Consider the following 22,235-nt stretch of genomic DNA (forward strand, 5'->3'; position numbering starts at 1 on the left):
GGTTCATATGAAAAAAGCAAAAATTAAAATCGCAAGTTTATTAATTGCACCAGTTTTATTAACTGGTGTTCTTGCGCCTAGTATTTATTTTGGTTTAAAAAACCAAAATAATCAACAACAAACAATTTCAATCAAACAAACAAACGAAAACTTACAAACTACACCAACTAAAACTTACACTGATGAAACTGAATTAATTGATGCTCTTGAAGAATCAACTGATTTTTCAAGAATAGTTAATAATATCAAAGTAACTCGACCTAGTATTGCGGGACAAGAAGATTATGTAGTTTTAAAAAAGGATGAAGCAACTGTTTTTAATCCTCTTGATTATGGCTACCTTGTTTATGATGCAATCGATCCAAACCCAATAGTTACTTATACAGGCATTGATAACGTAAATTTATCAACTGTTGGTGATTATACTTTTACAATTAGTGCTGTTAATAAATACAAATTAAAATCATCAAAAACTTTTACCATTAAAGTTGTTGACCAAGAAACGTTTAATCAAAAACGAGTTTTTAAATATAGTGCTTATGTCTTAAATGGTGGAATGAGCGCTCAAGCGGTTAGTGCATCAGATTATACAACTACAGAAGACTGGCAACTAGCATTACCTGTAATTGTTAAACGTGGCCAAAAGATTCGTTTTAAACAAACAAACCCTAATTTTGATATTAATAGATCGGGTTTTTCTGTTTATCGTGGATTAAATTCATACGCATCGCTACCAAATAATTTACGCAAACCTAAGGCTCGTCCGTTGTTAAATTTAAATAATTTTACATATGATCCAGCAACTGGTTGATATACTGAACAATTACAAGAACGATGAAACCATGATGGAATTTATATCTTCCATACTCCACGAATGGAATATGAAGAACAAAATCCTGTTTATGAAATTGAAGTTATAAATCAAGATGGCTCAGAGGTTGCTGATTATAGTCAAAATACTTTAGTTAATTATTTTGTTTTTAAAGATTCAGACAACACAACCCGTGAAGATGCATTTATGCAACAATGACTAGCATCTCAAAATGGTGCTGTTATACGAACACGTGCAACAACTGTATTGGCATTAAACGAAGACAATATTGCTTTATACCGCGGTAAAAAGGAAGGACGTAATTTTGCGCCTGAACCAATTACAGGAAATCAATTAAAAGAAATTAGTAAAAGTCACGAATACATTCAGGATATGTATTTTAAAATTCATGGAATGCACCGTGATGTTATTCACCAACCGTGAAATGTCGCAATTAACTCGTCAGCTTTAATGACCGGTTGATGACAAAATAACGATGCAGATGCATGACGTTTTCCAAACTTCGGTTTCTTCTTTAACAAAGATACTTTTAGTGTCAACCAAAACAAAATAGCCCATGTTAGTGGATTATGGATTAATAATACAACTAACGGAGATATTGCCCCCGATTACTTTAAACATGAATATGGACACAGTTTTCAAAACCGACTGCAAAAAAATGCTAGTAATCTCGTCGAAGTTACAAACATTTTCTCCTTCTTATATGTTGACTACACGGTTCGATATGAAGAAGAATTAAAGAAAATCAAAGCCAATGAAAATACAAGATCTCTTGATGAAGAAGAACAAAAAAAATTAGCAGCAAAAAATACTTGAGCTGATATGCGTTATTTATCTTCTTTTTATACAACTAAAGTTAATCCAATTTTAAACACATATGAAAGCGCTATCCCAAGCAATAAGCGCTATTATAAATACTTTTTTACAAACAAATTTTATAACTATTACGATATGCGTCATGTTATCTTCCCCAAAGTCTTTGCTCGTTTTGGGTGAGAAGCGCTAACTTATGTTTACAATAAACATCGGGAAATTTTAGCAGGGGTTTTAAATGTTCCTGGAATTACAAAGAATTCAAGTAACAACGATTTCTTTGTATACTTTATGAGCGAGTATACTAAGCACGATTTATCAACATTCTTTGATCATTTTGGAGTAACTATTAATCCGGAACTAAAAAATGTAATGTTACACAAAGGTTGACCACAGCTAGATATGTTAAATTTGATGTCAACTGATAACAAGAGTCTGCAAAGTATTATTGATAGTTATGATTATTTGTTCTACCGTACAAGTATTGCAACTAATGATGAATTAAAAGCAGATCGTCCAGCGAATGCCACACTGAGTGTTTATTTTAACAACCAAACAACAACTAATCCAGAAACAAATGAATCAACATATAGTGGTGATTATTTAAACGTTAAAAACCAAATTATCAAATTATTAAAAATTAACAAAGACAATACAGTAACAGAAATTAGTAAATTACCAATTATCAACCAAGTTGTTGTCTTTAACAACCTGCAACCAGGTCTTTATAAAATCCTTTCTCCATCATACACTTTAAACGATGATTTAAAGTATCCAGAAATTGCTACTTTTAGTGTCGCTGACAACAGTTTCACTAGTGTAAATATTCAATATCACACTTATTCACAACCACTTTGAATTGCAGAACAAACAAAAAACCAAAATCTCCCAACTACCGAAGAAGATTTAATTAAATACGCTTTACCGTTGTTAGATTTATTAAACAATTCAAAAATTGATATTAAAGATCATAAAACGTATTTTGCATATGAACGAGCAATTTTAACTTATTACCGTGATCGTTTAATGGAACTTAATTCAAATTCAGAGTTGATTACCCAAATCAATGTTTATTTAAATAAATACAGTACTCAACTATTTAGCTGAAAACCAGAAAATCCTAACAAAATTAGTGTTAATACCAATAGTAATTTTGTAACAATTATGAACAATTTTAAACTTTATATTCCCGACAACAATGATGTTGAGCCTATTAGTGTTAATTTAAAAAACATCAAAGATAGCGATTTAATTTTTGATGAACAAAACAAACCAGTTGTTGGAGTATACCATATAACTTTTACAGACGAAAAAAATAATGATTATGTAGTCGAAATTGAGGTAGTAAATGCGTAAATTTAAACACAAAAAGCTAATTGGTGCTTTGTTCGCCGCTAGTACACTAGTCGCAGCAATTCCTGTTAGTTTATTTATCAACAAGCAAATTAGTCATAATAAATCGCTTTTACATGTTACTGTAACCGATGATCGTGCTCGTCATAGTGAAAAAAGACAATTGCTTTATGATTTAAACACTCCAAGTATTGTTGCGGATGGTTATATTATTTTAAACACCAACAAAAAGGTAATGATTAGAAATAACAATAACGAAATTATAGATGAATTAGAATTAAGCGACCTTGCTCAAATTCTAAATCTCGATATTGATGCCGTTAATTTTATCACCCTTAAATATATTAATAACAAGTTAATCATTCTCCTTGGTTCAATTGATCAATACGAAAATCAAAAATCAAGTTATGTGGGTGTTTATAATTTACAAACAAAAAATTACGATCTAATTACACCTGTTTTACAAGCATCAGAAGTTGTTAATAAAATGATGATTATGGACGATAATCACGTACTATTAATGAATGATGAAATTACAGTTAGTGATTTACAAAATAATGTTGGAAATGTTGTTTTAAATCTGACAACCAATCAGTTAACAAATATTAATTTTAGTGCAAATAATTTAGTTCAAAATCAGTATAACCCAAATGCCACATACTTATATGACATTATCCAAAACCCAACAACTAAGCAACGTTATTACGTAACTTTCTCATCAAAAGACCAAAAGAAATTTAATTTGTTTTTATCCCCAGTTGATGACGTTTTAAATCTAAGTACAACATCTACCGAACATATCCCGTTATTTGTTGACGCAAAAATTCCTGCATGAGCAACCAATGATTATTATGATGGCACAAAAATATTTGTTTTAAATCGAATCAATTTATCCTTTAATTTCACTGAGGATGATAAACTATTTATCGCTTACTCAAGTATCGCACGCAACAACATTACTTTTTCATGAGCAAATATTGCTGAAAATAGATTAATCAATACTTATACATTGTCACCACGGGATTTTGGGAACAAAAAAATTACATCAAGTGATCGTCAGGACCGTTATTTAAGCGCTGATAATCGATTTCATTTGTATTTAAATGAAGCTGGTCGAATCGCACATATTCCATCAATTGTCATTAAAGAAAATAAAGTTTATTTAATGTTCATCACTAATCACCGGTTTGGTTTATGAAAATATGCTGTAAACATTCCGGACGTTTATTTTAAGGGTCGAATCGTCACTTTGAAGTTTGATGAAAACTATAATGAAATGGAACTTGATGGTTTTAGAAACAATAATGATCAGTTAGCAAGTTTTATTGCCCCTGATCAAGACAACGTAACAAATACTGAATCAGAAAATGATGATTATTTTTATGGTTTTTTAAACCAAATTGAAAATAAAATGTTTGTTTCTAATGCTTTATCTCCCCAAATTTATACATTAAATTTAACACCTCAGGAACAAAAAACAGTAGTTCATTTTGATAAGATTAATCAAAAGGAATTTGTTAATCCTGATTTTAATGAATTTCCAGAGTTAGATAAAACACAACTCCCATCATCGATTCTTAGTACATTAACAGCTAATCAAAATGAGTTTTTTAAAAACCCTGAACAAATTAATAATATTAGCATTAACGCTAATGATTTACTTGGCGAAATCAATGTCAGTTATACTGTTAACACCAGTGTTTGATATAGCACTGAACCCCAACCGATTAAGCGTAATTTAAAAATTAAAGGGTTTAAAAATATCCAAAATCGAATCCCAAGTTTTAAAACAAATAATGAACCAAGTTTGCAAACCTTTAAAACAAAATCCTTAGATGCAATTACAATTCAAGATATTATTGATAACAACCTAGTGGTTCTCAAGGATAACCAAACTGTTAACCCCGATTATATTAAAATTAACAACTTTTTTAATCAACAATTAATTGTTGAATATAATGATCCACTACTAACAAAGAATTATCCTTATTTAACTAATAAAAATACTTATAGTGGTTTTGCAAATCCACAAGTAATTACAACAAACAATGGGGAAAATGCTATTAGTTATCATTGAAAATTTAATAACCCAGATTTACTAGCAGCAAAACTGTACCAAGCACGTTTTTTCAATCAGGAGATTGCAGATCAATTATTTAGTTTAGATAACGCTAATATCAAAAACGAAACAAGCTTTATTGTAGATAATGAAACAAATAGTGTTTTATTAACAACCAAACTATACTTAAACCCTCATTTTTTTACAACTTTACGAGCTAGAATAACAGGTTTTGGAGAGGAAGTTAAAATCAAAGATGATGCAGCACCAGTTACAATCGGTATATCATCTGATAACAATTACACACTTAATGATGATCAAAATTTAAATCTCATTTTAAATGTTAGTGATTTTAATGATAAATATATTAGTTTCGATTTGGTTAATCAAAAAGATCAAACAGTTACTAGTTTTGAAAGAAGAATGGTAACAAGTAATATGATTCATCTTGACAATTTACAACTTGATTATGACACTGAATATGTCATTAATAACATCAAATTGTATAATGATGAAACCACAAAAGATATTACGGAATTTTACAAATATGATGATTCCAACACCATAAAATTCAAAACTAGTGAGAGCCCAAAAATTGATCAGCCAGAAGCCGAAACAAACAACCCTAAGGAATCTGATTCGGAATCTAAACCGAATTCAGATGATTCTGCAAATCCAACGTCACCTATAGTAACACCAAACAAAGAAAATAGCCCTAATGATAAACAAAAACCAGAAGTTATTCTCCCAGAAACTAAACCACAACCCGAAACAACAGTTATTGTTGAACCAGAAGTAACTAATTATGAATTAGTTGTAAATAATTTCACAACTTTTAAAGACAATGAAGCAAATAATTACTTATTATTTGATATTAATGACACTAATAATTCTGTATTCAATACGAATACAGTCGCAATCACTTTCATTCAACAAACAACAGGGATTACAAAAACATTTGATTTACCTTTTAAAATCGATAACAATCAAATGTTAGTTCAATTACCAGCTAAAATTAAAGCAAATAGTTTTATCCAAAAAATTAAACTTGGAAATAGTGTTTTATATCTAAAAGGTTATGTTACTAAAACTAACGTTATTCCTTCTTATTCATCTAATTTAACAGCAGGTGAAATCCTCGCAATTGTTTTATCAGCAATTACTATCATTATTTTGATTTATTTATTCTTATTTTATTTTCCAAAAAAACGCAAAACACATTAGTAAAGATAACACACAACCAAAGTAATCTGGTTGTGTGTTATACTTATTTAGAACTAAGGAGTTAAAAATGAAAAAAATCAAAAGACATAGTATTTCTATTATCATTTTGTGATTACTTATTTTGATCTTTATCGCAGGAGCTTTACTTACTTTATGGGGTATTGTAAAACACATTAACACCAGTGTTAACGATGACAAAGATAGAGTTCTTTATAGTATTAAAACAATAAGAGTTATTTATGATAATGTGTTTTATACACCAGATACATATCCAATGAAAAATAATAAGGAGTTGTATGATTATTTCCAACATGTTTATGAATTAATTCACCATAATAACGAGAAAAATCCTATTACCTTCTCAAACGGTTTAGAAAAGATTGTTTCTTCCGCAATCTTTTACACATTAAGCTATTTATCATTTGCCTTATGAGGATTTGCAGCATTCTTTTTGATTGTGACTCGTATCATCTTCTTTTCGGATCAATTCCACTACCACTATGCAAAGAAACATGTTCTAGGTGTATTATCTCTGATTGCAACTGTTTTTCCGTTCATTATCTTTGACTATGGGATTGCAATTGCTGGAATTGTTTGAGCGAGAAAAGGAATAGCAAACGAAAGCGAAAAAATAGCATAAAAAATTGTTCTCAAAAGAGAACAATTTTTTTCTTAATAGCTGTTTAGTTGGTTGAGAATGTAGTTTAGTTCTCATACTACACCGTCTTCTTTGTTGGTGTGTTTGGTGATGTGTCGTGCAAGAAGTTTTGCTGAACGTGCTCCATTTTTCATCGCAAAGCCGTATCCTGCTTGGTTTAACATCGTTAGATCGTTTTCTCCATCACCGAATGCAATACAACGGTCCAAAGGAATTCCATAGTATGACGATAAATAACGCATTGCCATAGCCTTGTCTGCAAATGCTGAATTAATTTCAATTACTTCAAAGTTATCAGAGTTTGGCAGTGATCAACTTCGAACAGCAAGAGTTGGCGCAATCTTTTTAACGTGATAAACAATTGAATCAAAAACTCCTTTGTTTTTAACATATAGCAATAGTGAATTCACATCACGTTTGCAAGTTTCAGGAGAAAAAACTAATTTTCCTTCTTTTTCAAATGGAATGTGGAAAAAGTGTTTAAATGATTCAAGGAATTGTTCATCCTCTGATTCATGGAAAATGCAAGCGTGGTCGTCAGATTCAATAACTGCATTAACAATGTTTTTATTAATAAATGGATCGTTTAGAATTGATGAAACAATTTGAGCATTGAATTTCATATTAATTGGTGCGAACTCTTGATCGGCAGGGTTTGAAATATAAGACCCGTTGTAATTAGCCATTAAAGTTTTCAAACCTAATTCGTTATAAATTTTAATGGCTCCACGATAAGGTCGTCCTGTAATAATACAAAAAATATGACCATCAGCTATTACTTTTTTTACGTCGTTAATAGTCCGTTTTGATAAAGTCTGATCATCTTGAAGCAGTGTACCATCAAGGTCACATGCAATTAAGTAGCGTTTGTCTCTCATAATTTAAAGTCCTTTTTATTTATTAATAATAACACAATAAAAAAAGTTATACAAAAAACTAACGTAAATTCATTAGTTTCATCGCTTTAAATACAATTTCATCCGCAATTTTGCTTGCTTGTTTGTTGCTTTGTTCGATTACTTCATCAAGTTTTTCAGATGACAATCATTGATTAGTTTTGACTTGTAAATCTTCAATAAAATCAGCAACAATATCCGCAAGATCATTTTTAAAAATTCCGTAGTTTTGGTTGAGATATAAAGAACTAATTTCTTCAAAAGATTTCATCGTTAATGCATGGTAAATAACCATTAAATTACTTATCCCTGGCTGGTTTTCGGGGTCATACTTAACATTATTCAATGAATCCGTAACCGCACTTTTAATCTTCTTGTTAATCGTCGCTCGATCATCTGATAAAAAAATCGTTCCTTTAACATTTTCTGATGATTTAGACATTTTCTTTAACGGATCTTGCAAGTCCATAATCTTAGATGTTGTTTGATTGATGTAAGTTTGTGGAAAATGAAAATGTTTCGTTTTGTAGTTTTTGTTAAAACGATTAACAAGGTTTTGTGCTAATTCCATATGTTGTTTTTGATCTAAACCAACAGGTACCAAATCTGCATTAAATGCTAAAATATCCGCAGCCATTAGTAATGGGTAGGTCAATAAACCAGTCGGAATGGATAATGTATTATTATCTTGACGCTTAACCTTTTGACTCTTATCTTTAAATTGGGTCATTCTTTCTAATTCTCCCAAATTAGAAAGACATAAAAGAATGTGTGCTAACAAAGGAATACTAGTGACACTGGATTGAAAAAATAAAACCGAACGGTTGATATCGATTCCTGCCGCTAAATATGTTGCAATAATTTTACGTTTAACACTAACAAAATCACTATCAAGTTTTTTCTGTGTTGTTAATGAGTGCAAATCTGCAACAAATAAAAAAACATCAAATTCATTTTGAAGATCAACAAAATTTTTAATTGCTCCTAAATAATTTCCAAGCGTTAAATCATTAGTAGGTTGAATCCCTGAAACAAGTCTTTTTTTCATAAATATTCCTTTTTTTGTATATACTTTCTATTTATATTTTATAATAAATAGATAATTTTAACGGTATGATATTTGTTTTATATTCATCAAATTCACGCTCATGTAAGCGTGTTATTAGTTTTTTTAGAGCTCATCAAATTCATTTTAATCGTATTTTACTCGGAAAAGATAAAGTCCCTATTCAATTAATTAAGGATATTTTAGAGTTGACGTTTGATGGATATGAAGAGATTTTTAGTTTCAAAACACAAGCCTTTGCAAAACTAAATATTTCAAAAGAAGAATTCTCAGAAATGCATACCAATGATGTTCTAGAACTTCTATCACGGGATTCAGAACTTTTAAAACGACCAATCATTTTTCAATACGATAAGTTTAATAAACCCTTACGATTAATGGTTGGCTATGACAGTGAAGAAATTCAAATATTTTTGCGTAGTGAATAATAATGACTTTTACTTATCAAATTCTTTGTTATAAACATTGTGTTTGTTCGAATAACCACCAATTATTACATAAACACTTAAATCAGTCTTTTAAGTTTGTTTTCCAGCCAGACAGCAAAATGGTTGATTTTTTATTTATTTTAGGTGGAGACGGCACATTTATTAATCAAATTAAACCTTTTATAACAAACAATTATCCAACCAAAATTATTATGGTTAATTTTGGGAGTTTAGGTTTCAATGCCGCTTATGAAAAGATTGAAGATATTAATTTGTTAGAAATCATGAACGAAACCGACTTTCATCCAATAAATGTTTTGAAAACCAAAATTAACAATAACGATGTTTTTTACAGTGTTAATGAATTGATGCTGTGAACAGATAAAATTATGCAACTAGATGTTAGTATCAATGATACTCACCTAGAAACCTATAAAGGTTCGGGCTTAATGGTTGCTACCCAAATTGGTTCATCTGCAAGTAATAAATCAAACAATGGAGCAATTATTATAAGCGAGCAAAATGTTTATCAGTATTCAAAGATTTTGCCTTTTAATTGCAAAAACAATTTTAGTATTACTAACCCTATTATTTTGCATTTTAATCACCACTTAATATTTAATAACCAAAATGATGATAACGAAATTAAATTGATAAATGATGGACAAATCGTTTTAATAAGTAGTAAAATTAAAAATATTTACTGTCAAATAATTGAAACGAACCTAAAAATTTTTAATAAAAACCGTTTAATTACATACATATCTGCTTTGCGCAAAGCATTTATTAAGGACTAATAAAAAACTAATGAAAAACTGAAAAATAATTCTTTTAATAATATGTACTTTCGGAATTGCTTACTTTATCTTAAAAAGTCAAGCAAAAAAGAAAGCTACACAAGTTAACAAACAACTAACAGTCAGTCATAAAATTCCATTTAACATTAATAAGTTTTACTCTGCTGTTGGTGGTTTAGAAAATATTACATCAGCAACTGCAACTATAAACTCTTTGAAACTAGTTTTTAAAAACGAAAAATTAGTAGATGTCAATCAACTAAAATCCATAGATGCTAAGGGTGTTTTAAAATCTGCTAATTCGTACCGAATGACTTTTGGTGATTACGCAATTAGTCTTGCAGACACTATAAATCAACATATCAAAAATAACTAGGAGTTATACATATATGATCACGATTCGTCCACAGAAACGCAATGATAAAATTTACGAAATTATTGCGATCAATGAAGACAAAATCACCATTAAAAACGACTTTGATGATACCAAAGTCTTAAACCTTTATGAGTTTGATTTGCAAAACATCAATCCTGAAATCAACAAAACAATCCGCTTAATTCGATTTGAACCTAACGGATGTTCAATTATTGAAGAAGATTTTGAATAATTCTATTTATGATACTTGGTGTTATTGATAATACTAAACGCTCGGTATATTTGTTCATATAAAATGACTTTTGCCAAATTGTGAGCAAAAGTCATTTTTGACATTGATAACAAAAAATCCGCTCGTTTATAAATTGCGTCCGAAACGCCATGAGAGCCGCCAATAATAAAAACCAATGGTCTAGATAAATTTTGCTTTACTGCTATAAAATCGGCGAGTTGTTCACTAGTTAATTGTTTTCCTTCAATAGCTAAACAAATAACAAAGTCTTCAGGTTTAATCTTTTTTAAAATTCCTTCACATTCCGTTTTTTTAATTTGTTCAATTAAAGCGGGAGTTAAATTTTTAGGTTCCCTTTGATCATTCAATATTTCATCATCCACTTTAACAAACCGACTTAAACGAGTTGCATATTCTTTAATTGCTTGGTTTCAAAAATCAGTTTTAATTTTTCCAATGGTAATTATTTTAATATACATAATATCTCCTTGTCAGATTAAGACTATTTAAATTATACTTTTATAAGAAAGATAAACAGGAGAAGATCTATAATGAACCAAAAAATTTATATCCAAATGAGTTATCCAGAACTTGATAATGACAAATATATTAGTAGTTTGCCTGTTATTTTAGAAGTTAATTCAATGATGACAAGCAAAATTATTGAGTTTTTAAAATTAAAATATAGTAAACAAAGAATTGATTTATTGCCCAATATCACTACTTTAAAAATCAATGATTTATTGTTGCACTTTTATGTGCCAACAATCAATCAAAAGCCAAATATTTTTGACCAAAAAGAATTAGCGAATCACATTGAAGAATTACAATATTTTCATTTAAAAACAGTTAATACACCGTGATTATTTTACGAAGATGAACCTATTAAAACATTACAAAAGATTTTAAATGAAATTTTAGTTCGTTTTCAAGATTATGTCTTGTTTATTGATTTTTGAGCAGTACATATGCAAATTAATAGTTGGCTAGTATTTGCAACATATGATTTTAAACCCGCACATGTTAAAAATCCTAATTATTTAGAAGATGTCTTTTATACCAAAAAAAACGATCTTCCCGGTTATATTTTTGTAATGCATTTGCGAGCATACGGTTTTCTAAACGTTGGTTTTAGCAATGAATTTTTCAACAATAACAAAAAACTAATTTACGATTTTATTCGTAAATTAGTTGCTTCCCCAGAAGATAAAATCGTTGCTTTGTATCAAGAATGGCAAGATACACATCAAACAACAAGAATGAAAAATAAAGAGGAATTATTTTTAATTACTAAGCATTAGAGTCTGCGCACGCATTTTCATCATCTGCACAATGTTTATTATGCGTAAACATTAAATCTTCATAATTCTCATCAAGTATATCGATTTGGTAAAAACAATTATTACAAATTAATTTATTTTTATTTCTAGTTCATAATGGATTACTCATTTTTATAACTCCTTTAATAAATATTCTATGAACAAAGCAACACTATTACGGTTGCTTTTTTTGTTAATAACTTTATCAACAAAATTGAGAATTTTAGAATCACGAACTTTTGCTGCAGCCCGTAAATCAGTTATTTCAAACATTGGAACATCGTTCATACTATCACCAATCGAAGCAGTTTGAGATAACGGAATTTTTAAATATTCACATAGTCAACGAATTGCTGAACCTTTATTAATTCCTTTATTAGTAATTTCAATAATCCGGTTGCTTGTAAAGATCACATCAAGTTGATTTGCAAATGTTTTTTTAATATCTTGATAAAAACTACTAGGAATTTTCTTATGCAGTTTTGGGGATAAAATATTAATTTTAAAAACACCCTGGTTATCCAATATTTGTTTTTTCGTTTCAAATGTATAATTTTTATGTCAGATTTTAATTAATCATCAATAAGAAACGTTTTTTATTTGTAATCGTTGTTCATTTAAAAATGCATTATTGTATGGTCAAATGCCAAATTTATGATTTAAACTAAAATCATAAACACCTTGAGCTAACTTTGGGTTAATCAAGGAAGTAAACAATACTTGTTTGTTAATATTGTCATAAATTAAACTTCCGGCAAAACAAACAAAATAAGGAACTTGATATCCTGTTTTTTGAAAAACCAAATCAGCAATCACTTGTGTCCGTTCCAAAGACCGGCCAGTTACAAAAATTAAAATTCCTTTATTCGCAACAAACTTTTTGATTAATTCATAATTTTTTGAGCTAATTTTTTTATTATGTTGTAATAATGTTTGATCTAAATCACTAAAAAGATAAGGGTGTTTCATTGTCTTTTATCCTATTAAGAAAAATTAAACACACAAGGAAGTGTTTTTTCATATAAAATTATAATATACATATCATTATTATGGTAAATACCATTTTGTTATACCAATCAAAACAATTATATATACATTGTCTTAATAACCATTTATAAGTATAAATGGTGTTTTAGAAATACAGGAGAAATAAATGAATCAAAATAACCAAATTCCTACTTATCTGTTTGCCTTAGGGGGACTTGACGAAGTAGGGAAAAACACATACATCGTCGAACATGATGATGAAATTTTAATTGTTGACTGTGGAATTAAATTTGCAAACGCAAAAATGCCAGGTTTCGATGGATTAGTTGCAAATTATGACTATTTAATTGAAAATGCACATAAAATTCATTCATTAGTTATTACTCATGGTCATGAGGATCACATCGGAGGGATTCCTCATTTATTGCGTCGTGTAAACATTAAAAAAATTTACGCACCCCCATTAGCAGTAAAATTAATCGAACGTCGTTTGCAAGAAAATAAAGATATTAAACCACCCCAAATTATTTCATTTTTAGATGATGATCATTATGTGTCTAAATATTTTAAAGTGGATTACTTCCGTGTTTGTCACTCAATTCCTGATTCATTCGGAATTGTTATAGATACACCAAACGGAATCGTTGTTGAAACTGGAGATTATAGATTTGATTTTGCGACTGCAGGAGACCAAACAAATTTACACAAAATTGCTGAAGTTGCAAAACGTGGTGTTGCTGTGCTAATGTCAGAATCAACATCAGCAGAAATTCCTGGTTTTTCAGAATCTGAACTATATATCATTCAAAACATTCATGACTATATGAAAAAAGCAAAACATCGAATTTTTATTTCAACTTTTGCTTCAAATTTGGGACGTGTAGAGCAAATTATCGCCATTGCAGTTTCGATGAACCGAAAGGTTGTGGTTGCTGGTAAATCGATGGAAGCAAACGTAAAAACCTCACGTAAACTTAACTATCTAAACATTAATGATAAATCGTTTGTATCAATCAAGGAAATTGATAACTATAAAGACGAAGAAATATGTGTTATTTTAACCGGTTCACAAGGTGAAGAACACGCCGCACTAAATGTAATGGCTAATGGTGAGCATTCGCGCATTACTCTAAAACCAACAGATACAATTATCTTGTCATCAAATCCAATCCCTGGAAACTATATGCAAGTTGAAAAAATGATTAATAAACTATACCGTTTAGGTGTCACTGTCTATGAAAATTCAGGTGATAAAAAAATACACTCATCTGGTCACGCAACACGAAGTGAACAACAGTTAATGATTCAAGCAGTTAGTCCAAATTATTTATTCCCAATTCATGGTGAACACAAAATGTTAAAGGGGATTAAACAAAACGCTATTGATTTAGGTTTTGATGCAGACAAAGTAATTATTGCAACTAACGGAGAGAAATTACAACTTTTAAACGGAGTTTTATCGGCAACTAACGAATTTATTGATGCAACCCCAAACTATATTAACGGGGCTGACGTTTCATCTAACTACAACGATTTATTAACTCAACGCAACACTCTTTCAAGCGATGGTTTAGTAAATGTTGTTGTCTGCTTAAACAAAACTAAAGTTATTGGTAATCCTACAATTAGCACACGAGGTTGTTTTTTTGCAAAAGAATCCGTTAATTTAGTTAATAAATTATCAACATCGGTTAAAGACAAAACCAATCAGATGTTAGCTAAAAAGGAATCTTTGACAAATATCCAAAAAGAGTTAATTAAGGAAGTAAAATCAATTATTTGATTCTGACGTAAAAAAAATCCTTTAATTGATATTAGTTTATTTAATAGTGATGAGTTTGCAAAAAAGGTTAAAAATCGTGCTTATTTAAAAATTTCTGAAAATCCACACTGTTTAGAAGATACTGAAAATAAAGATGCACAAATTTAATTGACAAAAGAAAAAAGTTGTATGTACGGGAGTTACCAGCGGCATTGGTTTATCTCTACTACAACTTTTATTAACTAAACCTATCCATTTAACACTTTTAGTCCGTAACAAAATTAAAATAAAAGAAATCTTGTCCAAAGTTCATGAAAGCTATATTTTGTCTTGCAAAATCGTATCAATTAATTTAGATGATGCAAATATGCTTATAAATGTAAAAAACACAATTGAATCAACAGATATTTTAATTAACAATGCTGGTTATGGTATTTTTGATGAAGCACAAAATATCAGCGATGAAAACGAACGTAAACTATGACAAACAAATGTTTTAACTCCAATTAGTTTAACAAAAGCAGTCATTAATTACATGTATAATCAACAATCCGGTTTGTTGGTATATACATCTAGCGTTGCGGCTCATTTACCAATTCCTTATAGTGCTATTTATAACGCTAGTAAGGCAGCCATTGAGCAATATGTGAATACTTTAAAAATTGAAGCAAAAAAATATAATGTGAAGACATTATTGATCACCCCGGGCGCTGTTTCAACTAATTTTTTCACTAATGCAGATAAAAATGAGTTGTACACAAAGTATAAAAAGGGGAGTGTAAATCCTTTGTTAATTGCTCAACAAATTATAAAAGCAATTGAAAAACAAAAAGATCGAATCATAGTTCCCAAGAAACTATGATTCGCCATTAAATTAAATAACTTGTGACCAAATTTGGTTCATAAAGTTCTTAGTAAGAAATTTATCAAGAAATAATTATTAATAAAAAGTTTAATGTTTAAGCATTTTAAGCAACCATATCTTTTCAGTTTACTAATTAATCATTTTAAATTTAAAAAACACCATAGGTTCCATTATGGTGTTTTTTACGAAAACTAATGCGTTAACTGTTTATTCATTTTTTGTTTGGCTTGTTGTTTTTGTTTGTGCTTCTTAACATCAAAAATGATTTTTAAAATAACAAAAATGACTCATGGACTAATTAGAAAAAAAGAGATAGTAATTGCTGCATTCATAAAAAACTCTTGTGGTAAATACTTAATAATCTCATCTTTATTAGGTGCAAAATTTCAATTACTCTTACCGGGAAAGAAAATTTTATGAAAAACTTCAAATGCTTTTTCAAAATCACTTGCAGCGATTGCGACAATAATAATGATAATAACAAAAATAATCATTAACGAATAAAAGCCAATATTGATCCAGGGAATTTTAATTGCATATTTCTTATTAAGAATAATTAATGTAATTAATCCTATAAGGCTTAAAAAGAACAAGATAAAAGTTGCTAAAAACAATTTTCGCACATCATCAAAGTGTGCCTCACCGTTAACTGATGATTCTAACGGTGACAAATCAAATTTTTGAAAAGACAACAAATATCTGATTAATTTATCATAAACAATTTTAATTTCATTGTAGTTTAATTGGCGACCGTTGTTTAGGTATACATCTTCTAAATGATAAGGTTTAATGTGCAAGTAATAAAAAGGTTCAAAAACAATCGGCACTAAGACAGCAAAGCTAATTGTTAAAATAACAATAAAAACTGCTGTTAAGGTACTTAAAATAATTTTGTTTGTTTTAATATTTCGTTGGACTATAACTTTTGTATTCATAAATGAATTATAAATTAAATAAAACTATAATGTTTAAAATAGCTTTATTAATTTAAATAAATAAATTTATATATAAATAAAAAAGTAGCACAAAAACAGTTGTGCTACTTTTTTTAAAAATCTAATAGATACCAAATCTATTTCCTTTTAAATAACTACTAATTCTTTAATATATACTATAGCCACTGATATATAAAAAATAACTCATAGTTAGTAAAATAAAACAAACCGTTTTTAATTTGTTTTAATCTACTTTAAAAATTATATTACAATCTGTTTTAAAAACAGAAACCGTTAATTTATTTTTTTTAGCACTCTTAGTTCTTATTTGCTAATTTTATGTTATAATTTATTTAGTTTAATCAAAAGGAGAAATTAAATTTATGGCTAAAGAAATAATTTTAGGAATTGATTTAGGTACAACAAATTCATGTGTTGCTGTTTACCATGACAACAACCCAACAGTTATTGAAACTCCCGAAGGAAAACGAACTGTTCCTTCAGTTGTTTCTTTTAAAAAAGGGGAAGTAATTATTGGAGATGCTGCAAAGCGTCAACAAATTACAAATCCCAATACAATTTCATCAATCAAACGTTTAATGGGAACAGATAAAAAGGTTAAAATCATCGATAAAGATTATACACCAGAAGAAATTTCAGCAAAAATTTTAACTTACATTAAAGAATATGCAGAAAAGAAATTAGGAACAACAGTTAAGAAGGCTGTGATTACTGTACCCGCTTACTTCAATGATGCTCAACGTCAAGCAACAAAAAACGCAGGAGTGATCGCTGGTTTAGAAGTTGCTCGGATCATCAATGAACCAACTGCTGCTGCGCTTGCTTATGGGATTGAAAAACTTGATAAAGAACAAAAAGTATTAGTATTTGACCTTGGTGGTGGGACATTTGATGTTTCAATTCTTGATATGGCAGATGGAACATTTGAAGTTCTTTCAACATCAGGGGATAATGAATTAGGTGGAGATGACTTTGACGAAGTAATTATTAATTGATTATTAAAATCAATTGTTGAAGATCACAATATCGATTTAACAAACAACACAATGGCTAAACAACGTTTAAAAGATGCTGCGGAAAAAGCGAAAATTGAGCTTTCAGGTGTTAACTCAACTGTAATTTCATTACCTTTCATCGCGATGGATGAAAATCAAAATCCAGTAAACTTTGAACGCGAATTAAATCGTGCTACTTTTGACAAATTAACCGCTCATTTAGTAGAACGTCTAAAAAAACCTGTTTTAGATGCAATCAAGGAATCAAAAATTAGTTTAAGTGAAATCGACCAAGTTTTATTAGTTGGTGGTTCAACAAGAATTCCTGCAGTTCAAAAATTAGTTGCAGAATTAACAAATAAAGAACCTAACCGTTCATTAAATCCAGATGAAGTTGTTGCACTTGGTGCCTCAATCCAAGGAGGGGTATTAGCTGGTGATATCGATGATATCTTGCTATTAGACGTTACACCATTAACTTTATCAATTGAAACAATGGGTGGTGTGGCAACTCCTTTAATTCCAAGAAATACAAAGATACCCGTTTCAAAAGCGCAAGTATTCTCAACAGCCGCTGATAACCAACCATCAGTTGATGTACGTGTTTTCCAAGGGGAAAGACCAATGGCTAATGACAACAAATTCCTAGGCCAATTTGAACTTTCAGGAATTGAACCAGCTCCGCGGGGAACTCCTCAAATCGAAATTAAATTCAACATCGATGCGAATGGTATTATCACGGTTACTGCAAAGGATTTAAAAACACAAAAAGAAACAATGACAACAATTAAAGATGCTCAAGGTTTAAGTGAAGACGAAATCCAACGAATGGTTAAAGAAGCAGAAGATAACAAAGAAAAAGATGCTAAAGTTAAAAAAGAACGTGAATTAATTAACGAGGCTGACGCTCTAATTAACCAATTAGAAACAATTACAAAAGACGAAAAATTCCCAGCTGAACAAAAAACAAAATTTGAAGAAGAAATTGCTGCTTTAAAAAAATATAAAGACAGCGAAGATTTTGAAAATTTAGAAAAAAAAGTTAATGAAATTAAAACTTTATTATCACAAGCAGCACAATTTGCTCAACAAGCAGCAAATAACTCTAACACAGCAAGCAAAGATGATGAAGTGACAGAAGCAAAAGTAAACGAAGAAACTGATAAAAAATAGTTAATAAAATATTTGCCAAAAATGTTTCCTATTTAATAGGGAACATTTTTTATCTATAATTAATTACAATGACTAAAAAAAGAAATTAGGAATACAATGAAATTATTCGATTCATACACTAATCAGTTACAAACTCTTGATGATGATCAAATTACGATCTATAACTGTGGTCCCACTGTTTATAATCATATCCACATCGGAAATGCGCGACCGTTAATCTCAATGGATGTATTGTATCGTTATTTACTAACTAAAAATAAAAACGTTAAATACGTTTTGAATATCACCGATATCGATGATAAAATCATCAATTATGCTCTTGAAAATAATCTAAAAGAGCTTGATGTTTCGGAAACTTATTTTCAAGCATATTTAAAAATTAAAAAACAATTAAATACCCTACCTATGTTTAATCCTAAAGTTTCTGAACATATGGATGAAATTATCAATTATATCGAAAATCTACTAGCGAAAGATAAAGCGTACTATGTAAATCAGGATATTTATTTCGATACATCATCTGTTGAAAATTATGGGCAATTATCAAAAATTAAAATTGATGAAAATATTAATGGCAAACGAGTACTAAATGTTGAAAACAAGCGTAATCCAAATGATTTCATTTTGTGAAAAATAACAAATAAAGGTATCGTTTGGAATTCTAAATTAGGTTCAGGCCGCCCAGGATGACATACAGAATGTTCATGTTTAATCAACAAATATTTGGGCCAACAAATTAGTATTCACGGTGGCGGTATGGATCTAAAATTTCCGCACCACGAAAATGAAAACGCGCAAAATAATGCGTTATATAATAAAAATCTTGCAAAAATTTGATTACACTTCGGATTAGTTAATATTGAAAATGAAAAAATGTCTAAATCATTAAATAATTTTATTTTAATGAAAGATTTGTTAGAAAAATATTCATACCAAGCAATACGTTGATTTTTTTACCAAACTAAATATTCTCAACCCTTAAACTTTTCAGACGAAACTCTAAAACAATGTGAACATGATATCAAAAAAATTCAAGAAGTTTTAATTAGAATAAGAAACAAATTATGTTTAAATGATGTTTCTTTGGAAATAAATAAATTAAGTAATTTTGATAAATTTGATAACGAAATTGTCAATGATTTAAACCTAGCAAATTGTGTTAAAGTAATATTTGATTTACTTAAGGAAGCGAATATTTTATTAAAACAAAATGATTTCCATCAATTGGTTAATGTTTTTGAAAAACTAAATTATTGCTTATCAATCTTTGGAATTGAATTTACAAATTTACACACATCTGAAAACATTGCATTATTAAAAAAATGAAGCCAATTAGTAACCGATAAAGATTATGAACAAGCAGATCAAGTTCGTGCCATTTTAATTAAGATTGGTCTTTTATAATGCAGTATAGTTTTGGAAAAAAAGCGCTATTAGATGCCATTAATAGCCATCAAAAAGTTAAAAAAGTTTTTTGTGCTTTTTTCGATCAAACAATCATTAAATTACTCCAGGAAAATAAAATTCCCTATGAGATGGTTAGTAAGCAATGGTTTAATCAATTCGACAAAACATTAAACCATCAACATTTTGCATTCGAGAGTGAACAAATATTTAAAGAAATTAATTTAAATACCTTTATCAAAAAATATAATAATTCACAAAGTGTAATTCTAATGCTAGATGAAATCCAGGATCCCCACAATTTTGGTGCAATTCTACGGAGTGCAGATGCTTTTGGTGTTAATGGTGTTATTTATAAAAAAAACAATCAAACAAACATTAACGAACTTGTTATCAAAACTAGTATGGGGGCAATTAATTACCTAAATTTAATTAGTGTAACCAATCTTAATCAATCAATTAAAATATTACAAGAAAACGGCTATTGAGTTTATGCAAGCGCACTAAATGCTAAAGCACAAATTTTTGATCAAATAGATTATCCTCAAAAAACAGTTATTATTATGGGTAATGAAAATAAGGGGGTATCACCACTGGTGATTAAAAACGCTGATCAGCAGGTTTATATTCCGATGTCTGGACATGTCCAATCACTAAACGTGTCTGTTGCAACGGGTATCTTATTATCATATATCACACGTAATGTTAAAAAATAAATCAAATAATTAGGTGCTGTAAATAAGTATTTTCATGAATTTTATTATTTAATAATTAATATATACTATTAACGAGGTTATATTAATGTCCAAACGAGTTTCATATAGTTTTGATACAGAAATTCAAAAATTAAGTTTTATTGCTCTTGCAAAAAGATTATCTTTAAAAGAATTAAAGAAAATTATGGTTGCTAAAAAATCATATTTAACGACCGCTGAAAGCATGTTAATGACAGCCCGAAATAATTATAATCAAGAAGCGAACACGCCAAATGCCAACATAATTAGTCTGCAGCCCTTTAAGGATCAAGTTTTAATCAGCGAAAGCAATGTTAAAAACATTAGTAACGAAATCACAAAATTAGAAACACAAATCAAGAATATCGAAAGTAAAATTAGTGATATCGAATTTCAAATCAAGGAATTAAGAACAAAAGAAAATGAATAGTTGTTCAACTATTCATTCATATAACTAGTTCATATTGTGAAGTTAGTTTTTATTTTATTTAAACCAATAGCAATTCTTGCTGTTGGTTTTTTATATAAACTCTATTTTAAAATTAACTACTAGTTTATACACAATGATATTTAAGTGTATTTCTCTTTTCAAAAATAGTATAAAAAATTTTATTTTTAGAGATTATTTACAACTTTTATGTTAAATTTCTCGTTTATTATTTTGTTTAAACTTGTTATATTTTATGAGCAGAAACTACTAATCAGTTTTCGTTCGGGTTACGTGTGATTTTAACTTCATTAAACCCAGCTTCGACTAATTCCTTTAATAATTCATATTGATCAACTAATTTTAAACCTGGAACACTTGTTCACTTAGACATTGTTTCAATTCCGGACATAATAATTTTAAAAAAACCATTTCTTTTTAGTGAATCAAAAATATTGCTAAAAGCTTTTTTTCTATCTTTTCAAAAGTAAATTGTTGAAAAAGCTGTGACTAATGAATATGAAGCATCAGGTGCTTTATAATCTTCGACTGATGTTTGAAAAACTTTTACTCGGTTATTTTTAATCAATTCTTCATTGACTTCTTTACTTACCTTAATTGACATTTCAGAGATATCAATACCTGTAACTAATTTTGCGATCGTAGCAATGCGTTTAATATTCGCTCCACCACCACAACCAACTTCTAAAACAATATCATTTGAATTAATTTCAATATGTTGGAAAGCTCAATCAGCCATCGGCTTATGATGTTGATTCATATCAACTAAAATATTGTAACCCTCTTCATTATTTGTTGGATTCCCATATGATTCGTTCTTCTTTCCTGAATTACTCATTTATATTTACTCCTTGTTTT

21 protein-coding genes are annotated in these 22,235 nt (G+C 29.1%); 14 read left to right on the forward strand and 7 right to left on the reverse strand.

What is annotated here, in order from left to right:
• Positions 1 to 7: 7 nt before the first annotated feature.
• The 3 genes from OF377_RS02645 (at position 8) to OF377_RS02655 (ending at position 6,921) form a co-directional block, all read left to right on the forward strand.
• Entirely contained in the window at positions 8 to 3,001 is a 2,994-nt protein-coding gene (locus OF377_RS02645) for a M60 family metallopeptidase (protein WP_263836338.1), read from the forward strand.
• Entirely contained in the window at positions 2,994 to 6,281 is a 3,288-nt protein-coding gene (locus tag OF377_RS02650) for a hypothetical protein (protein WP_263836339.1), read from the forward strand. Before OF377_RS02645 ends, OF377_RS02650 begins: the two co-directional genes overlap by 8 nt.
• Before the next feature lie 67 nt (positions 6,282 to 6,348).
• Positions 6,349 to 6,921 (forward strand): hypothetical protein, encoded by a 573-nt coding sequence (locus OF377_RS02655; RefSeq protein WP_263836340.1) that lies wholly within the window; start codon positions 6,349 to 6,351, stop codon positions 6,919 to 6,921.
• Positions 6,922 to 6,953: 32 nt separating this feature from the next.
• Here OF377_RS02655 and OF377_RS02660 read toward each other — a convergent pair whose 3' ends face one another.
• A complete protein-coding gene (locus OF377_RS02660) occupies positions 6,954 to 7,817 on the reverse strand; it encodes an HAD family hydrolase (protein WP_263836341.1) in 864 nt (287 codons plus the stop codon).
• A gap of 58 nt (positions 7,818 to 7,875) precedes the next feature.
• Positions 7,876 to 8,883, reverse strand: coding sequence for a tryptophan--tRNA ligase (trpS, locus tag OF377_RS02665; RefSeq protein ID WP_263836342.1), 1,008 nt, complete (start codon positions 8,881 to 8,883; stop codon positions 7,876 to 7,878).
• Positions 8,884 to 8,948: 65 nt separating this feature from the next.
• On the opposite strand from trpS, the gene OF377_RS02670 reads away from it, so the two are divergent.
• Genes OF377_RS02670 through OF377_RS02685 form a run of 4 tightly spaced genes read left to right on the forward strand, consistent with a single transcriptional unit; the run spans position 8,949 to position 10,734 of the window.
• Positions 8,949 to 9,329 (forward strand): Spx/MgsR family RNA polymerase-binding regulatory protein, encoded by a 381-nt coding sequence (locus OF377_RS02670; RefSeq protein ID WP_263836343.1) that lies wholly within the window; start codon positions 8,949 to 8,951, stop codon positions 9,327 to 9,329.
• A gap of 2 nt (positions 9,330 to 9,331) precedes the next feature.
• On the forward strand, positions 9,332 to 10,126 hold the full coding sequence (locus tag OF377_RS02675) for a hypothetical protein (protein ID WP_263836344.1): 795 nt from the start codon (positions 9,332 to 9,334) through the stop codon (positions 10,124 to 10,126).
• 10 nt (positions 10,127 to 10,136) lie between these two features.
• A complete protein-coding gene (locus tag OF377_RS02680) occupies positions 10,137 to 10,502 on the forward strand; it encodes a PTS transporter subunit EIIB (RefSeq protein ID WP_263836345.1) in 366 nt (121 codons plus the stop codon).
• A 13-nt stretch (positions 10,503 to 10,515) separates the two neighbouring features.
• A complete protein-coding gene (locus OF377_RS02685; protein WP_263836346.1) occupies positions 10,516 to 10,734 on the forward strand; it encodes a hypothetical protein in 219 nt (72 codons plus the stop codon).
• A 2-nt stretch (positions 10,735 to 10,736) separates the two neighbouring features.
• Here OF377_RS02685 and rlmH read toward each other — a convergent pair whose 3' ends face one another.
• Entirely contained in the window at positions 10,737 to 11,213 is a 477-nt protein-coding gene (gene rlmH, locus OF377_RS02690; RefSeq protein WP_263836347.1) for a 23S rRNA (pseudouridine(1915)-N(3))-methyltransferase RlmH, read from the reverse strand.
• A gap of 72 nt (positions 11,214 to 11,285) precedes the next feature.
• Between rlmH and OF377_RS02695 the strand changes: the two genes are divergently transcribed.
• Positions 11,286 to 12,035, forward strand: coding sequence for a hypothetical protein (locus OF377_RS02695; protein WP_263836348.1), 750 nt, complete (start codon positions 11,286 to 11,288; stop codon positions 12,033 to 12,035).
• Here the strand turns inward: OF377_RS02695 and OF377_RS02700 are convergent.
• Complete coding sequence (locus OF377_RS02700; RefSeq protein ID WP_263836349.1) at positions 12,025 to 12,183, reverse strand: hypothetical protein; 159 nt, start codon at positions 12,181 to 12,183, stop codon at positions 12,025 to 12,027. The two genes, OF377_RS02695 and OF377_RS02700, sit on opposite strands and share 11 nt — an antisense overlap.
• A 2-nt stretch (positions 12,184 to 12,185) precedes the next feature.
• Positions 12,186 to 13,022: an HAD family hydrolase gene (locus tag OF377_RS02705; RefSeq protein WP_263836350.1), complete on the reverse strand. Its 837-nt coding sequence runs from the start codon at positions 13,020 to 13,022 to the stop codon at positions 12,186 to 12,188.
• Positions 13,023 to 13,206: 184 nt separating this feature from the next.
• On the opposite strand from OF377_RS02705, the gene OF377_RS02710 reads away from it, so the two are divergent.
• Positions 13,207 to 14,970, forward strand: coding sequence for a ribonuclease J (locus OF377_RS02710; RefSeq protein WP_263836351.1), 1,764 nt, complete (start codon positions 13,207 to 13,209; stop codon positions 14,968 to 14,970).
• Positions 14,957 to 15,739: an SDR family NAD(P)-dependent oxidoreductase gene (locus tag OF377_RS02715; protein WP_263836352.1), complete on the forward strand. Its 783-nt coding sequence runs from the start codon at positions 14,957 to 14,959 to the stop codon at positions 15,737 to 15,739. Before OF377_RS02710 ends, OF377_RS02715 begins: the two co-directional genes overlap by 14 nt.
• A 119-nt stretch (positions 15,740 to 15,858) precedes the next feature.
• Here OF377_RS02715 and OF377_RS02720 read toward each other — a convergent pair whose 3' ends face one another.
• A complete protein-coding gene (locus tag OF377_RS02720) occupies positions 15,859 to 16,602 on the reverse strand; it encodes a TIGR01906 family membrane protein (protein ID WP_263836353.1) in 744 nt (247 codons plus the stop codon).
• A 383-nt stretch (positions 16,603 to 16,985) separates the two neighbouring features.
• Between OF377_RS02720 and dnaK the strand changes: the two genes are divergently transcribed.
• The 4 genes from dnaK (at position 16,986) to OF377_RS02740 (ending at position 21,359) form a co-directional block, all read left to right on the forward strand.
• Complete coding sequence (dnaK, locus tag OF377_RS02725; RefSeq protein WP_263836354.1) at positions 16,986 to 18,791, forward strand: molecular chaperone DnaK; 1,806 nt, start codon at positions 16,986 to 16,988, stop codon at positions 18,789 to 18,791.
• A gap of 96 nt (positions 18,792 to 18,887) precedes the next feature.
• Positions 18,888 to 20,195: a cysteine--tRNA ligase gene (gene cysS, locus OF377_RS02730; RefSeq protein ID WP_263836355.1), complete on the forward strand. Its 1,308-nt coding sequence runs from the start codon at positions 18,888 to 18,890 to the stop codon at positions 20,193 to 20,195.
• Complete coding sequence (gene rlmB / locus OF377_RS02735; RefSeq protein ID WP_263836356.1) at positions 20,195 to 20,911, forward strand: 23S rRNA (guanosine(2251)-2'-O)-methyltransferase RlmB; 717 nt, start codon at positions 20,195 to 20,197, stop codon at positions 20,909 to 20,911. The genes cysS and rlmB overlap by 1 nt, the downstream gene beginning before the upstream one ends.
• An 85-nt stretch (positions 20,912 to 20,996) precedes the next feature.
• A complete protein-coding gene (locus OF377_RS02740) occupies positions 20,997 to 21,359 on the forward strand; it encodes a hypothetical protein (protein WP_263836357.1) in 363 nt (120 codons plus the stop codon).
• A gap of 244 nt (positions 21,360 to 21,603) precedes the next feature.
• On the opposite strand, the gene OF377_RS02745 is transcribed toward OF377_RS02740, so the two are convergent.
• Positions 21,604 to 22,215 (reverse strand): class I SAM-dependent methyltransferase, encoded by a 612-nt coding sequence (locus tag OF377_RS02745; protein ID WP_263836358.1) that lies wholly within the window; start codon positions 22,213 to 22,215, stop codon positions 21,604 to 21,606.
• Positions 22,216 to 22,235 lie beyond the last annotated feature (20 nt).

This window comes from Ureaplasma sp. ES3154-GEN (assembly GCF_025780075.1).
Taxonomy (GTDB): Bacteria; Bacillota_I; Bacilli_A; order Mycoplasmatales; family Mycoplasmoidaceae; genus Ureaplasma.